This is a genomic window from Streptomyces sp. NPDC050738 (assembly GCF_040654175.1).
In the GTDB taxonomy this organism is placed as follows: domain Bacteria; phylum Actinomycetota; class Actinomycetes; order Streptomycetales; family Streptomycetaceae; genus Streptomyces.
The window spans coordinates 401,106-415,651 of record NZ_JBFAHN010000007.1 but is presented as its reverse complement, the minus strand read 5'-3'; the positions used below and the strand labels follow the sequence as shown (position 1 = coordinate 415,651).

The window sequence follows — 14,546 nt, the reverse complement described above, 5'->3', positions numbered from 1 at the left end:
ACCATCAGGCGGATACGAGGTCGTGGCGGATGTACCACTCGGTGGCCAGCAGCTCCTCCTGGGCGGCTCGCGGGAGGGCGGCCAGTCTGCCCGGCAGCGCTCCCCGCTCCACCTCGCTCCGGTGAGCCAGCACGGCACCGATTTTCTGCTCGATCCAGGGCCGCACATCAACGGTCGCGGTGACCCATTCGTCCGGGACGCTGAACATCGTCCGGCCCTCCCGGAGCAGGCGCGGGCCCAGCCTCCGCGCGGCAGAGTGCGGATGCGTGGCCAGATGGAGCGCGCTCGGCCGCCAGGCGGCGCCGGCCTCCGGATGGACGAGATCCCAACCGGCGGCCTGCACCGCGAGCACGGCCACCCGATGGGTGTGCACATGATCGGGATGACCGGTCAACCCGCCGTAGGCATCGTGCGTGATGACGATGTCCGGGCGGAAGTCCCGGATGTGCACGACCAGCCGGCGTATCGACTCGTCGAGCGGGGCGTCACAGAACCGCACCTCCCCCGGGGCCGACTCCGGTACCCGGGCGTCGGCGTACCCGAGCAGACGCGGCCTGCCCGCACCGAGCACGCGCAGGGCATCGGCCAACTCACCGGCGCGGTGGCTGTCTTGGGCCCAGGTCGCCGTGACCACCGCGGTCCGCCCGCCTGCGGCCGCATGTCGGGCGAGCACACCCCCCGCCACCAGCGATTCGTCGTCCGGGTGCGCGAATACGGCAAGCACGCTCGGCACGGGCATTCATCGACCGCCCTACTTCTTCGGCTCCCTGAAGCGGCCGAACGCCTTCGTGAGGGCGCTCAGCGGCGACCCGTCGGCCTTGTCCTGACTCTGCGCGGGCAGCCGGAGCACACCGTCCCCGCCGGTCGTGTCGGCCAGCGCTTCCTGCGCCGCCTCGGCCGCTTCCCGGTACAGGTCACGGGAGTTGGTCATGACCTCGAGCGCCTCGGCGTACGTGGCCACCATCCCCTGGGCGTGGACCAGCTCCTCGTCGGGGGTGAGCAGATGCCAGGCGCGGCGCAGCCGCGTCAGCGCCTGCTCCGCCTCGGCCGACATGGGCCGGGGCAGGGAGGCGAACTCCTGGATCCTGTCGAGGAGTTCGGTCGGCTCCGAGCCGTCCAGGAAGACGCTGCGTACGGTGAAACGCTCCGCGTCGTAACCAGGCCCCTGCGGCACCTTGGGGAGCACGACGGCGCCACCGCGCGGCATCCGTACGCTCAGCTCGCGCTTCAGCGCGAAGTCGGCGATCTGCGCCTGCTCCGGCGTGCCACGGTGCTCGACCACCTGGTGGCGCAGACTCGGCGGCAGGAACGCCGCGAGCGGCCGCTGCCCCTTCGCGTCCGGCGTCATCGCCTCGTGCACCACGACATGGATGTACCAGCTCTGCCTGGCACAGTCGCGCAGCCGGTGACGCAGCTCGTCGTCGTCCTTGGGCAGGTGGTTCGGCGTCCGCAGACGCACCCCGGGCACCGTGTCCTGGTCCCAGGCGACCTGGTCGCTGTCGGGCCAGAACATGGTGGCGGGCGAGGGCCAGCGCGCGTCCCACACCCGCTCCGCCTCGGCGGCCAGAACCCAGTTGACGCCCTCGCCTTCTTTGCGGCGCGCACCGGAGTCGTACGTGATCAGCTGCGCGCGCACCGTGACCTCGTCGGCCACGCGCCAGCGGGCCTCGAAGAAGCGGCGGGCGCCCGGACCGGGATCTGCGGACTCGTCCCGCGGGTGCAGGACGGTGGAGCGGGCCGCCTCGACGGGGTCGAGGTCCAGGAAGTCGTCGAGCACCCCGGCCGCCCTGAGGGCGATCAGGTTGCGCCGGATGTCCTGTTCGGGCTCGGGCCCGAGGTGGCGCCCGCGCCCCAGCCACGCGGTGTCGGGGACGGTGGTCGGTGAGGTGCTGTTCTTGGCCATGGAGTCTGTCTGTGGGTGATCGGGATCCGACCAGTATCGTCCGTGCACCCGTCAATGCAAGCGAGCGTCGCGCCAACGGGCGGGCTGGTATCGATCGGTGACTTCACGTAGCGTTGTGGCTACTCTCCGTGCCCATCAGTGAGATGACGCAGAGAGCGAGCACAGAAAGGCAGCACCACGTGAGGAACCTTCCCCGCAATTTCGCCTTTGCCCTTGTGGGTCTCCTGGCGGCCGTCACCACCTCGGCGCAGCCGGCTTCGGCCACCACCGGCAGCGAGGTGTCGCGGTCGGAATGCCGGAGCATCGGCACATCGTTCACCGACAAGATGATCCCCGGGCAGTGCCTGCGCAACGGCGGCTACCGGCTGGAGATGCAGTACGACGGCAACCTCGTCCTGTACTCGGACTCCCGCGTCTGCTGGGCGAGCGGCACGGACGGGACCGACGGCGTGTACGCGGAGTTCTCCGGTGACTGGAAGCCCGATTCCCCGTACATGACGCTCGAGTCGCAGTTCGGCGAGCTCAGGAAGTACCGGGGCAAGTACACCGGTCTCCACAAGAGCGGCGATGTCAGCCTGAACAACAAGGGTGAAGTGTGGATCGCCTACGGGAAGATGACGGGCTGTTGACCCCGGCCCGGCGTTTCGCCCGTGCGGTGGCCGCGGCCACCGTCGTGGTCGCCGCACTGACCGGCGCCCCGGCGACGGCGACCGCCACGGACGCCCGCACCGTCTCCGCCCACCCCGTCACGGCCGCTGCGTACGACCCGTGCGCCGCCAACGACAACCTCGGAGAGATCGCGAACAACTTCATCTCCCGCTGCCGCAAGGCCTCCATCAGGCAGGTCTTCCCCGGACAGCACTACGGGGACAGCCTGGGGTACATCAAGGGCTGCGGCGAGAGGTCCTGCAACACGGCCTGGAAGCTGTTGAACGACAACCGGTTCACGAAGTAGGCCCGGGACATGAGCCTCTACGTCGCCATCCTGCTGTGCGAGGCCTCGACCGCGGCCGAGGACCAAGTCCCGCTCTACCAGGAGACTTTCGTCCTGGTAGAGGCCGAGGACGAGACCGAGGCGCGCAGCAGGGCCCGCGAACACGGCAGGCGCCTGGAGACGAGCTACGAGAACCATCTCGGCGAGACGGTCTCCTGGAAGCTGCTCCACGTGGTGGATGTCAGCGAGGTCCCCGACGCCGAGCCGGGTGACGGGTCCGAGGTGTACAGCAGACACTTCAGGAACTACGACGCGTACCGGTCCTTCGAGCCGCTGCTGTCGGGAGAAGACCTCTAGCGCGGCAGGTGACACCCCGCGGGCGTGCCTCACGGATCCTTTCCCCGGACCTCGTGAGGCACGCCCGTTCGCGTACCACCGCTCGCGCCCGCCTAGCGGGCCACGGCGGCCTCGAGCACGGAGCGGAGGGGCGTCGTGGCACGCCCGAGCAGGTCCGCGAGCGCCGGCCCGGTGGTGGCGAATTCGCCGCGCCGCGAGGCGTGGAACATGCCGAGCAGCAGGTTGGCCTGGCCTTCCGGTACGCCGTGCCCGATGAGGCCTGCCGTCCATTCGTCGTCGTCGGCGACGACGCGGCGGATGGTGCGCCCGGTGAGTTCGGTGAGGATTGTGGCGATGTCCTCCAGGTCGAGGGCGTCGCCTGATGTCAGTGGCGGGGTCGCACCGTCGAACCGGCCTTCGTCGGCGACGATGGCCGCTGCCGCCTCCGCAAGGTCTTCGTGTGCGGTCCACGAGACGGGGCCGTCCGCAGGGGCGATGAGCTCACCGGTCTCCAGTGCCTGGCCCAGCAGGAGCGGGACGGTGCTCGCGTAGAACCCGTTGCGCAGCGCTGTGTACGGCGTGCCCGCACGGGCCAGGTACCGCTCGGTGGCGGCATGGTCGGGCATCGGCGCGAAGAGCGAATCCGCGGCGGCGGCCTGGTGGCTGGTGTACAGGATGCGCTTGGCCCCGGCGGCGCGTGCGGCATCGACGGCCGCGGTGTGCTGGGCGACCGCCGTCTCGCCGGTGTCGTTCGCCGAGACGACGAGTATCTGCCCGGCGCCCTCGAACGCGTCGGCGAGGGAGTCCGGATCGCTGAAGTCACCTCGCCGTACGCGGACCCCGCGGGCAGCGAGGCCGGCGGCACCCGCGGGGTCGCGGACGCTCACACCGATGCGATCCGCCGGAACACGCTCCAGCAGCCGATGGACGATTTGGGAGCCGAGGCGGCCCGTGGCTCCGGTGATGACGATCATGATCCACACCTCTTTGATATCGTTGGAATCACTTGCTTGATATCAACGATAACGCATTGATAGCAGTGAACCGTTATCGTTGGAACATGACGGAGAGCAGGACCGGCGAGGCCGGCAGACTCGAGATGCGCGCGCATCTCATCGAGGTCGCGGCGCAGCTCCTGCGGGAACAGGGCCCCACCGCGGTCACCACGCGCGCCGTCGCCCAGGAGGCAGGCGTCCAGGCGCCGAGCATCTACCGGCTGTTCGGGGACAAGGAGGGTCTGCTCGATGCCGTGGCGGAACACGTCTTCGCCACCTACGTCGCGGACAAGGCACTCGTCGTGGACATCGACGACCCGGTAGCGGACCTCCGCAGGGGATGGGACGCACACATCGACTTCGGACTCGCCAACGCAGCGCTGTTCGGTCTCCTCACCGATCCGGGCCGGGACAGCCGCTCACCGGCCGCGGCCGCCGGCCTGGAGGTTCTTCGGGCGCGGGTGCATCGCCTCGCGGCGATCGGCAGGCTCCGTGTCGCGGAACGCCGTGCCGTCGAGTTGATCCACGCCGCCGGCACCGGAACCGTGCTCACCCTGCTCGCCGCACCCCCCGAGGGCCGGGATCTCAGCCTCTCGGACACCATGTACGAGGCCGTGACCCATGCGATTCTGACCGACGCGCCCGCGCTGGCCGAGGACGGGACGACGGCGGCCGCTGTCGCGTTCCGGACCGTCGTGCCCGAGCTGCCGCGGCTCACCGACGCCGAGCGCGGGCTGCTGTCCGAGTGGCTGGACCGCTCCATCGGCGCGTGAACCGTAGCCGCCGGTTCAGTCGACGCGGCTCTGCAGCCGGGCGCCCAGCGAGCGGGAGATTCCGCGTGCCGCGACCTGCACCAGGGGGGCGAGTGCGTGCGGATTCGCACTGTCCGCGTGCGCGACCACGGACACCGCCGCGACGACGTTGTTCTCCGGGCCGTGGACAGGGGCCGCGACCGACACGGCATCCATCGTCACCTGGCGGTCGCTGACGGCGACGCCCGTCCGGCGCACCTCGGCGAGGACGCGGCGTATCCGGTCCGGGCTGCGGAGAGTCCGCTCGGTGTGGCGCGCGAGCGGCAGGGCGAGGGCGCGCTCCTGGACGTCTGCGGGTGCGTACGCGAGCAGGACCAGGCCCACACCGGTCGGGGTGAGCGCGAAGCGGCCGCCGACTCGGGTGAGCACCTGGACCGCGCCGCTTCCCGCCAGCCTCTCCACGTACACGACCGACAAGTCCTCACGGACGGCCAACTGAACGTTCTCGCGGGTGATCTGGCCGAGGTCGGAGAGATACGGAAGGGCCGTTTCGCGCAGACCGAGGCCCCGCGGTGCGAGCGAGGCGATCTCCCAAAGGCGCAGTCCGATGCGGTAGTTGCCCTCCGCGTCGCGCTCCAGTGCGCCCCAGCCGGTCAATTGCTTGACCAGGCGGTGCGCGGTGCTCAGCGGGAGTCCCGAGTGCCGGGAGATCTCGGCGAGCCGCAGCACGGGGTGGGCGGGGGTGAAGGCCTCCAGGACCTGGAGTGCCCTCGCGGTCACCGAGCAGCCCGGGGAGGTGGTCTTGCCGCGCTGCACGGGCGCCCTCCTTGCAGATGGTCCGGCCTGAAGGGAAAAGCTAGGCACATATGCGACGTGGGTCAATGCTTCGCCGAACTTATGGGGGCGGGGCTCACACGTCGAGTACCAGCCGGGGGCACGCCGCGCGCGAGACGCAGAGCATCATCGTGTCGTGGCGAGCCTGCTCGGTCGGGGTGAGCAGCGAGTCGCGATGGTCGACCGTGCCTTCCAGAACAGCGGTCTCACAGGTTCCGCAGGTGCCTTCCCGACAGGAGGAGAGGAGCGGTACGCCCGCCTCCTCGACCGCTTCCAGGACCGACTTGTCCGCCGGCACGGTCAACGTCAGCCCGCTCCGCACCAGTTCGACCTCGAAGTCCCCTGCGCGTACGGGAGCACCTGCCTCCTTGGGGGCGAACCGCTCCATGCGCAGGGCCCCTTCCGGCCAGTCGGCGCAGCGCTCTTCGACGGCTTTGAGCAGCGGTTCCGGCCCGCAGCAGTAGACCAGGGTTCCGGGGTGCGGGGCGGCGAGCAGCCCGTCCAGATCGAGCAGGCCGTGCGTGTCCTCGGGGTGGACCTGCACCCGGTCCCCGTACCGCCGGAGCAGCTCCTCGCGGAAGGCCATGGAGGTGAGCGTGCGTCCTCCGTACGCCAGGCGCCAGTCGGCCCCGCGGCGCTCTGCCTCCTCCAGCATCGGCAGGACCGGGGTGATGCCGATGCCGCCCGCGATGAAGAGGTACGCGTCCGCGGATTCGAGCGGAAAATGATTGCGCGGCCCCTGTACACGAATCGTGTCGCCCGGCTGCAGAGCGGCGTGCACGTGGTGCGAACCGCCGCGGCCTCCGCGCTCCTTGAGGACCGCGACCCGCCAGCGGGAGCGGTCTTCGGGCGAGGAACACAGGGAGTACTGACGCACCCGGCTCCCACCCGCGGGACCGAGGTGAAGGTCGATGTGCGCTCCCGGTCGCCAGACGGGCAGCGGGGCGCCGTCGGCGCGCCTCAGGTCGAGGGCGACGACAGCGTCCGCCTCGGTGCTGCGTGCCGTCACGACGAGATCGAGTTCGACTTCATGCCCGTCCGGGTGGGCGAGCAGCCACTCCCACAGCTCCACGGGGTCCTGCGACTCGTGGCCCGTGCCGCACCAGCAGGTGCCGAGCATCCGGTCCGTTCCAGGGACCCAGACGATGCGGTAGACGTTGCCCCGGTCCGGCACGGGCGTGGGCTGCCGGCTCATCGGGTGGGCTGCGCGGCGGGGGTGGCTGCGCTCTCGGCGAGCAGCCGCGCCAGGATGCGCCGGGCGGCCAGACCACCGGTGTCGATGTTGATGCTGAGCTCCTGGGTGCCTTCGGGCTCCCGGGCGATGACCTGCTCCAGCGTGTCGAGTGCGACGACGTCCTGCAGCACGACGGTGCGGTTGTTCTCCGCGAGGAAGTCGCTGACCTTCTGGTCGTCGAGGGCGAAGTCCCGGGCCACGGCCCAGAAGTCGTGCGTGGTGTTCTCCGTCTCCGGGGTGATGGCGTAGACGACCTCGACATGGAAGGCATGCGGGTCGGTGCCGTCGGCGTCCGGGCCGGGCGTGCCGGTCGGCGCGATCCGCGAGTGGAGCAAGTACAGGCAGGGGGCGTGGTATTCGATGTCCTGCCGGCGGGAGATCCTGCCGTCGATGCCGGTGGACTCGGAGTAGAACGGCGGACAGGCCGCGTCGTCCATGTGGCGGCTGACGCGGACGATGCCCGCACCTTCGTCCACCTCCGTGGCGATGGGAGTCTCGGCGACCTCGGGAGTCCCGATGTAGCCGCCGTGCAGATACGTCTCGTGCGAGAGGTCGAGGAGGTTGTCCACGAGCAGCCCGTAGCGGGCGGCCAGCGGCTCCATGCCGCACACGACCGTGTACGCCGGTGAGTTCAGCCAGGGGGCGCGGGGAATGCGCGACTCGTCGGCAGCCTCGCGGTCCCCGATCCACACCCACACGAAGGAGTCCTGCTCCTTCACCGCGTACGAAGCGAGGCGGGCGGTGCGCGGAACCCGCTGCTGGCCGGGGACGCTCACACAGACACCGTCGGCCCCGTAGGTGAAGCCGTGGTAGCCGCAGACGACGCGGTCGCCGTCGAGCCGGCTCGGCTTTTCGGAGAGCGGGAAGCGGCGGTGCACGCAGCGGCCGGCCATCGCGGTGACCTCACCGGCCTCCGTACGCCACAGGAGGATCGGCTCGCCGCAGACGGTCCGGCCGAACAGTTCGCGGCCGATCTCGGCTCCGTATGCGGCGACGTACCACTGGTTGCGCGCGAATGACGTCATCGTCTTCTCCCTCGGCTCCGGTGCACCTGCACGTCTCCAGGGTGCTGGGGCCGTGGGCGGCCGAACAGGGGGACTTCCGTTGAGTGGAAGGGCAGCTGAGGATCGCGCGCCTCGACCTGTGCGGAGTTCAGCCGTTCGGAGGCACCGTCTCCAGCAGCCGTTCGGCCTGGGCGCGCGCGAGGGAGTCCACCCGGGCGTCGGCCCGGCGGAAGACGTCCTCGGCGGCCGCCGCCGGCCAGTCGGCGGGGAGGTGGCGTACCGGCAGATAGGGGTCGGCGCGGACGATCTGCAGCCATTCGGTCAACAGGCGCAGTTTCGTGGCCAGTTCGTCGAGATCCGGTGCTGCGGCTCCGGCGGCGAAGTCCGCCCACCGGTCGAGGAAGTCGCGGTAGCCGGCCGCCGGGGTCGCGAGATCCCAGGCCGAGTGGACCAGGGCGTCGATGTCCGTCGCGGGGTCCGCGGTCGAACGGAAGACCGAGACGTACGCACCGAACTCCGGGTCCCCGGTGATCGCGGTGACGTCCGCGGGGCCGGGGGCGATCCACAGCCCGCCGATCAGCGGCCCGAAGCCCGCCCAGGTCAGCCGGGAGCGCAGGTCGTGCCGCTGGCGTTGCGAGGACTCCGGCAGGGAGAACGCCAGGAGGGTCCAGGTGCCGTCCCATTCGTCGTTGACGGCGCCGCGTTTCCAGACGCGGTTCTCGCCGTCCCGCAGGATCGCGGTGGCGCGGTCGGTGAGCCCGAAGTACATGCGCCGCCCCTCCCGACGGCGGTGCAGCAGCCCGCGGTTGACCATGCGGGTCAGCGTCGAGCGGGTGGCGTGCTCACCCACGCCAACCCTGCGGAAGACCTCGATGATGCTGCCCGAGTAGACGCAGATGTCGCCTCCCAGGACGTAGTTGCCGAGGAAGGTGAGCATGACGGTCTGCGGCCGCAGCGCGGTGTCCGCCTCGCGCGCGTCGTCCTCCCCCGCCACCGAGCCCGTCGTCTCCCCGCTGTCGCCCGTCATGTCGCCCCTCCGTTGTCCGTACCGTCGACCAGGCCAATGTTACGCACTCCATTGACTGCCGCAAGCAGAGTGCATAGCGTCATTCTCGTCGCCCTGCCGCGCAGCCCCGTGCCACCGGTTCGCCGCAGGGCCCCCACCTGCCTTAGGAGACATAATCATGGACCTTTCCGGCAAGGTCGCCGTCGTGACCGGCAGCGGGCGCGGGCTCGGGCTCGCCTACGCCGGTGCGCTCGCCGCGGCAGGCGCGTCGGTCGTCGTCAACGATGTCGACGCGGCAGCCGCCGAGGCGGCGGTCAAGCACATCACCGGAGCGGGTGGAACCGCCGTCGCCGAGGTGGCCGCCGTGGGGACCGCTGAGGCCGCGGAAGCGCTGGTGAACCGTGCCGTGGCGGAATTCGGACGGCTGGATGTCATGGTCACCAACGCCGGGGTGCTGCGGGACCGCGTGCTGTGGAAGATGTCCGACGACGACTTCGACACCGTCCAGCAGGTGCATCTGCGCGGCACCTTCACCTGCGCCCGTGCCGCCGCCGTCCGCATGCGCGAGCAGGGCGGCGGCGGCCGGATCATCGTCGCGGGCTCCCCGGCCGGCCAGCGCGGCAACTTCGGCCAGACCAACTACGCGGCCGCCAAAGCGGGCATCGCGGCGATGGTCCGCACCTGGGCGATGGAGCTGGCCAGGGCGGGCATCACCGCCAACGCGGTCGTTCCCAACGCCGCCACCGAGATGACGAGGACCATGCCGCTGTTCGCGCCCCACATCGAGGCGTACGAGAACGACGGCACCCCCTTCCCGGATGCGCTGCGCAAGGGCGTCGCCTTCGGCACCGCCGAGGACTGTGCGGGCCTGGTCGTCTTCCTCGCCTCCGAGGCGGCGCGGGAGGTCACGGGACAGTGCATCGGCATCGGCGGCGACAAGCTCTCGCTCTGGTCGCACCCGCAGGAGGTGTCCGCCGCGTACCAGGACGGTGGCTGGTCGGCGGATGCGATCGCAGCCGCCTGGCCGGTCTCGGTGGGTCAACGCCCGGAGACGTACGGCATCCCCGCCCCGACGCTGTAAGGAGACCCCCATGACGGGAATCGACCTCGACGCGATCACCGCCATCGACGTGCACACGCATGCCGAGGTGTCCTCGCGCGGCCAGGGCTCGCTCTCCGGCGAGTTGGAGAAGGCGTCGAGCACGTATTTCAAGGTGGACGGCGGAAACCGCAGGCCGACGCTGCCGGAAATCGCCGCCTACTACCGGGAGCGGAGGATGGCCTGCGTCGTCTTCACCGTGGACGCAGAGGCGGCCACCGGCACACCCGCCGTCCCCAATGAGGAGATCGCCGAGGCGGCCGCCGAGAACCCGGACGTGATCATCCCCTTCGCCTCGATCGACCCGGCCAAGGGGCGGGCGGGAGCCCGTGAAGTCGCACGCCTGGTCAGGGACTTCGGGGTACGGGGATTCAAGTTCCACCCCAGCGTCCAGGCCTTCTACCCCAACGACCGCTCCGCGTACGTCCTCTACGAGGCGATCGAGGAGGCCGGAGCCATCTCGGTGTTCCACACCGGCCAGACCGGCATCGGCGCCGGGGCACCCGGTGGCGGCGGCATCCGTCTGAAGTACTCCAACCCCCTGTACATCGACGACGTCGCCGCCGATTTCCCCGGGATGCCGATCATCATGGCGCACCCTTCCTTCCCGTGGCAGGACGAGGCGCTGTCGGTGGCCACCCACAAGCCGCAGGTCTACATCGACCTGTCGGGCTGGTCCCCGAAGTACTTCCCGCCGCAGCTCGTCCAGTACGCGAACACCCTCCTCAAGGACAAGGTGCTGTTCGGCACCGACTATCCGCTGCTCACCCCGGAGCGCTGGCTGAAGGACTTCGCCGCGCTGCCCATCAAGGAGGAGGTCCGGCCCAAGATCCTCAAGGAGAACGCGGCCCGGCTGTTCGGCTTCCGCAAGGACTGACCACCATGTGCCTCTGCCCACAGCATCAGGGATACAAAGGAGTTCCCGTATGCGCGACCACAGCATCGGCTCCTGGACCGCACGGCGCAGTCGCAAGAGTCCGCACCGCATCGCCGTCGTCCACCAGGACTCCCGTCGCACCTATGCGCAGCTGCACGATCGCACCACGCGCCTCGCCCACCACCTGCGTTCGGCGGGCGCGGGGCGCGGCGACCGGGTCGCCTTCCTCGGCCCCAACCATCCCGCGTTCCTGGAGACCCTCTTCGCCACGGGGCGTCTGGGAGCGGTCTTCGTTCCTCTCAACTCCCGTCTGGCCGAGCCCGAGCTGACGCACTGCCTGACAGACTCGGGCACGTCCTTCCTGGTCCATGCGGCACCCTTCGCCGGGTTCGCCCAGCGCTCGGGCCTGCCCCGCCTCCAGGTCGGCGACGCGTACGAGACCGCACTCGCGCGGTCCGTGGCAGACCCGCTCGACGAGGCCGTCACCCTCGACGACCTCGCGATGATCATGTACACCTCGGGCACGACGGGCCGTGCGAAGGGCGCCGGTCTCACCCACGGCAATCTGACCTGGAACAGTCTCAACACCCTGGTCGACGGTGACATCGCATCCGACGAGGTGACCCTGCTGTCCGCCCCGATGTTCCATACGGCGGCCCTCAACATGACCTGCCTGCCGACCTTCCTCAAGGGCGGAACCCTCGTCCTGGAGGAGTCGTTCTCGCCCGGACGCACCCTCGACCTGGTCGAGGAGCACCGGGTGACCATGATGTTCGGCGTGCCGGCGATGTTCCAGCAGATCGCCGCCGACGACCGGTTCGAGACGGCCGACCTCTCCTCCGTACGCACGATGATGTGCGGCGGCGCACCCGTGTCCGAGGCACTCATCCACACCTACGAGCGGCGCGGCCTGAGCTTCGTCCAGGGGTACGGAATGACGGAGGCATCGCCCGGCGTCTGCCTCCTCGACGCGGAGAACGCCCTGGCCAAGGCGGGCACCGCGGGAGTGCCGCACTTCTTCAGCGACGTACGGATCGTCGACCCCGCCGGCCAGGACGCCGAGCGCGGCGAACTGGTCGTCGAGGGCCCGAACATCATGTCCGGCTACTGGGGTCTGCCACAGGAGACGGCGCAGGTGCTGACCGACGGCTGGTTCCGTACCGGCGACGTGGCCGTCGCCGACGCGGACGGCTACGTGAGAATCGTCGACCGCGCCAAGGACATGATCATCTCGGGCGGCGAGAACATCTACCCGGCCGAGGTGGAGAACGTCCTGTACGAGCACCCCGATGTCGTGGACTGCGCCGTGATCGGCGTCCCCGACGAGAAGTGGGGCGAGGTGGGCCGCGCGGTCGTGGTGCTGCGCGAGGGCGCAAGCCCCGGCGAGTCCGGTCTGCTCGCCTCGCTCGAGGGCCGCCTCGCCCGCTACAAGATCCCGAAGTCCGTCGTCTTCACCGACGAACTGCCGCGCAGCGGCGCGGGAAAGCTCCTCAAACTCCCCATCCGCCGTGCCTACGGCGGCAGTTGCCCGCACCCTTCCGGAGGAAACGCATGACCACCGCCCTTCGCACCGTCACCGGCCTCCCCGAGATCAAGTCTCTCGCCGGCGCCGACCTCGGCCGGACCGACTGGCTGGAGATCACCCAGGAGCGCATCAACACCTTCGCCGACGCGACCGGGGACCACCAGTGGATCCATGTCGACCCCGAGCGGGCCAAGGACGGCCCCTTCGGTGCGGCGATCGCCCACGGCTACCTCACGCTCTCCCTGGTCATCCCGCTCTTCAACGATCTTCTGGCGGTCGAGGGGATCTCGATGAGCATCAATTACGGACTGGACAGGGTCCGCTTCCCCAGCCCGGTGAAGGTCGGCGCGAAGATCCGCCTGCACGCGACGGTGGAGTCCGTGGACGAGGTCCGGGGGAACGGCGTCGAGATGCGGCTGGTCTTCACGGTGGAAACGGAAGGGTCCGAGAAGCCGGCCTGCGTGGCGACGGCGATCTACCGCCACTACGCCTGAGCAGGCGCCGCCCGGTCGATCGGCGTTCTTCCCCGCGCACACCCCTGACTTGATATTCGTCAGAATATTGACGGCCGTTTCAGTATGGCCCTACATTCACTCCACTCCAGGCACGCTCCCCCCTCTCAGAAGCGGAGCTCCTCCCATGCCCACTCGCCCGATACGTGGCCTCTTTCTCTCCTGCGCCGCTTTCGTGCTGACCCTCACCACCTCTGTCACCTCCGCCGAAGCAGCGCCCGCCGCAGTCACCCATCACACCGGCACGCTCGCCGACGGCGCCGGCTGGATCTCGGACACCCCCGCCGACTGGAACGGCACCCTGCTGGTCTTCAGCCACGGCTTCGGCAGCCTCGCGGCCCAGGACGCGCCGACCGCCGACGTACAGCGGGAACTGCTCGCCCGGGGTTATGCCCTGGCCGGGTCCTCGTACGATCCGAACGGTTCGCTGTGGGCACTGAACTCGGCGGAACGCGATCAGTTCGCCACCATCGACGCCTTCCGCAGGGAGGTCGGCGGGCCGCGGCGGATCATCTCGGTCGGCCAGTCGATGGGCGGCCTGGTCAACGCCCAGATCGCCCGCGACGGCGCGGGCCGCATCGACGGCGCCCTGGGCTTCTGCGGACTGGTGGCGGGCGGCGTGGACCTGGACAACTACCAACTGGACGCCGAGTACGCCATCGCCGCGCTGCTGGATCCCGACGACACCGGCGCACTCGTGGGCTTCTCCGGTCCCGACGACGCCGACGCGCTGGCCGGCAGGCTCACCGCGGCCGTCGCCCGGGCCCAGGCCACCGCCGAGGGCCGCGCCCGCATCGCCCTCGCCGCCGCGTACCTCAACCTCGCCGACTGGGCCCCGGGCCAGGAGCCTCCCGCCGCCCACGACTACGCCGGCCAGGAGACCCAGCAGTACGCGTGGCTCGCCCAGGGCCTGTTGCACTTCATCGTCTCCGGCCGGTACGCGGTGGAGCAGTCCGCGGGCGGCAACACCTCCTGGAACCGGGGAGTCGACTACGCCGAACTGCTCGACGACTCCTCCCGCGCCACCCAGGTGAAGGCCCTCTACCGGGCGTCCGGGCTGGACCTGCGCAAGGACCTCGACCGGCTCACCCACGGCGCGGACATCACCGCCGATCCTGCGGCGGTACGGAAGCTGGAGCACACCTCAACCGCCAGCCAGGGCCTCGCCGTCCCGCTGCTGGATGTGCACACGTCGTCCGACCAACTGGTGCCGGTCGAGCAGGAGAACGTCTTCGCCGCACGCGTGCGGGCGGCCGGGAACTCCCGGCAGCTGCGCCAGGCCTACGTATCCCGGCAGGGCCACTGCAACTTCACCACCGCAGAGGCCATCGCCTCGCTGCATGCGCTGGAGCACCGGATCGGCACAGGGGCCTGGGGCAGCTCTACGGACGCCCGGCAACTGCAGAACAGCGCCACGGCGCTCGGCCTGGACGGCGCGGCGTTCACGAGCCTGCGTCCGGCCGCCCTGGTCGGCGTCCGCCGCACACACGGCTGACCGCCGCCTCCCACCAGACCGCCCCCTCTCCGCCTCACCT

At 70.2% G+C, this 14,546-nt stretch carries 16 protein-coding genes; 9 read left to right on the top strand and 7 right to left on the bottom strand.

Going from position 1 to position 14,546, the window contains the following annotated elements; genetic code table 11:
* Window positions 1-4 precede the first annotated feature (4 nt).
* Both AB0H78_RS21030 and AB0H78_RS21025 read right to left on the bottom strand, forming a co-directional pair.
* The gene (locus AB0H78_RS21030) at window positions 5-739 is read right to left on the bottom strand and encodes a PIG-L deacetylase family protein (RefSeq protein ID WP_363236004.1); all 735 of its coding nucleotides are present in this window, start codon (window positions 737-739) and stop codon (window positions 5-7) included.
* 12 nt (window positions 740-751) lie between these two features.
* The gene (locus AB0H78_RS21025; protein WP_363236003.1) at window positions 752-1,903 is read right to left on the bottom strand and encodes a hypothetical protein; all 1,152 of its coding nucleotides are present in this window, start codon (window positions 1,901-1,903) and stop codon (window positions 752-754) included.
* Between the two features lie 179 nt (window positions 1,904-2,082).
* Between AB0H78_RS21025 and AB0H78_RS21020 the strand changes: the two genes are divergently transcribed.
* Genes AB0H78_RS21020 through AB0H78_RS21010 form a run of 3 tightly spaced genes read left to right on the top strand, consistent with a single transcriptional unit; the run spans window position 2,083 to window position 3,194 of the window.
* Window positions 2,083-2,532, top strand: coding sequence for a hypothetical protein (locus AB0H78_RS21020; RefSeq protein WP_363236002.1), 450 nt, complete (start codon window positions 2,083-2,085; stop codon window positions 2,530-2,532).
* Window positions 2,529-2,858, top strand: coding sequence for a hypothetical protein (locus AB0H78_RS21015; RefSeq protein ID WP_363236001.1), 330 nt, complete (start codon window positions 2,529-2,531; stop codon window positions 2,856-2,858). Before AB0H78_RS21020 ends, AB0H78_RS21015 begins: the two co-directional genes overlap by 4 nt.
* Before the next feature lie 9 nt (window positions 2,859-2,867).
* Window positions 2,868-3,194 carry a DUF4288 domain-containing protein gene (locus AB0H78_RS21010; protein WP_363236000.1) on the top strand — a complete coding sequence of 109 codons (327 nt, stop codon included), beginning with the start codon at window positions 2,868-2,870 and terminating at the stop codon, window positions 3,192-3,194.
* 92 nt (window positions 3,195-3,286) lie between these two features.
* Here AB0H78_RS21010 and AB0H78_RS21005 read toward each other — a convergent pair whose 3' ends face one another.
* Window positions 3,287-4,147 carry an NmrA family NAD(P)-binding protein gene (locus AB0H78_RS21005; protein WP_363235999.1) on the bottom strand — a complete coding sequence of 287 codons (861 nt, stop codon included), beginning with the start codon at window positions 4,145-4,147 and terminating at the stop codon, window positions 3,287-3,289.
* A gap of 86 nt (window positions 4,148-4,233) precedes the next feature.
* On the opposite strand from AB0H78_RS21005, the gene AB0H78_RS21000 reads away from it, so the two are divergent.
* Window positions 4,234-4,941: a helix-turn-helix domain-containing protein gene (locus tag AB0H78_RS21000; protein ID WP_363235998.1), complete on the top strand. Its 708-nt coding sequence runs from the start codon at window positions 4,234-4,236 to the stop codon at window positions 4,939-4,941.
* Between the two features lie 15 nt (window positions 4,942-4,956).
* Here the strand turns inward: AB0H78_RS21000 and AB0H78_RS20995 are convergent, their stop codons facing one another.
* The 4 genes from AB0H78_RS20995 to AB0H78_RS20980 form a co-directional block, all read right to left on the bottom strand.
* On the bottom strand, window positions 4,957-5,736 hold the full coding sequence (locus AB0H78_RS20995; RefSeq protein ID WP_363235997.1) for an IclR family transcriptional regulator: 780 nt from the start codon (window positions 5,734-5,736) through the stop codon (window positions 4,957-4,959).
* Window positions 5,737-5,830: 94 nt separating this feature from the next.
* Window positions 5,831-6,949, bottom strand: a complete 1,119-nt coding sequence (locus AB0H78_RS20990) for a PDR/VanB family oxidoreductase (RefSeq protein WP_363235996.1) — start codon at window positions 6,947-6,949, stop codon at window positions 5,831-5,833.
* Window positions 6,946-8,013 carry an aromatic ring-hydroxylating dioxygenase subunit alpha gene (locus tag AB0H78_RS20985; protein ID WP_363235995.1) on the bottom strand — a complete coding sequence of 356 codons (1,068 nt, stop codon included), beginning with the start codon at window positions 8,011-8,013 and terminating at the stop codon, window positions 6,946-6,948. The genes AB0H78_RS20990 and AB0H78_RS20985 overlap by 4 nt, the downstream gene beginning before the upstream one ends.
* A 127-nt stretch (window positions 8,014-8,140) precedes the next feature.
* A complete protein-coding gene (locus tag AB0H78_RS20980) occupies window positions 8,141-9,019 on the bottom strand; it encodes a PaaX family transcriptional regulator C-terminal domain-containing protein (protein ID WP_363235994.1) in 879 nt (292 codons plus the stop codon).
* A 157-nt stretch (window positions 9,020-9,176) separates the two neighbouring features.
* On the opposite strand from AB0H78_RS20980, the gene AB0H78_RS20975 reads away from it, so the two are divergent.
* The 5 genes from AB0H78_RS20975 (at window position 9,177) to AB0H78_RS20955 (ending at window position 14,506) form a co-directional block, all read left to right on the top strand.
* Window positions 9,177-10,079 carry an SDR family oxidoreductase gene (locus AB0H78_RS20975; protein ID WP_363235993.1) on the top strand — a complete coding sequence of 301 codons (903 nt, stop codon included), beginning with the start codon at window positions 9,177-9,179 and terminating at the stop codon, window positions 10,077-10,079.
* A gap of 10 nt (window positions 10,080-10,089) precedes the next feature.
* The gene (locus AB0H78_RS20970; protein ID WP_363235992.1) at window positions 10,090-10,974 is read left to right on the top strand and encodes an amidohydrolase family protein; all 885 of its coding nucleotides are present in this window, start codon (window positions 10,090-10,092) and stop codon (window positions 10,972-10,974) included.
* Between the two features lie 49 nt (window positions 10,975-11,023).
* Complete coding sequence (locus AB0H78_RS20965; RefSeq protein WP_363235991.1) at window positions 11,024-12,529, top strand: long-chain fatty acid--CoA ligase; 1,506 nt, start codon at window positions 11,024-11,026, stop codon at window positions 12,527-12,529.
* Complete coding sequence (locus AB0H78_RS20960) at window positions 12,526-12,993, top strand: MaoC family dehydratase (protein ID WP_363235990.1); 468 nt, start codon at window positions 12,526-12,528, stop codon at window positions 12,991-12,993. The genes AB0H78_RS20965 and AB0H78_RS20960 overlap by 4 nt, the downstream gene beginning before the upstream one ends.
* A 145-nt stretch (window positions 12,994-13,138) precedes the next feature.
* Entirely contained in the window at window positions 13,139-14,506 is a 1,368-nt protein-coding gene (locus tag AB0H78_RS20955) for an alpha/beta hydrolase (protein ID WP_363235989.1), read from the top strand.
* Window positions 14,507-14,546: the final 40 nt, after the last annotated feature.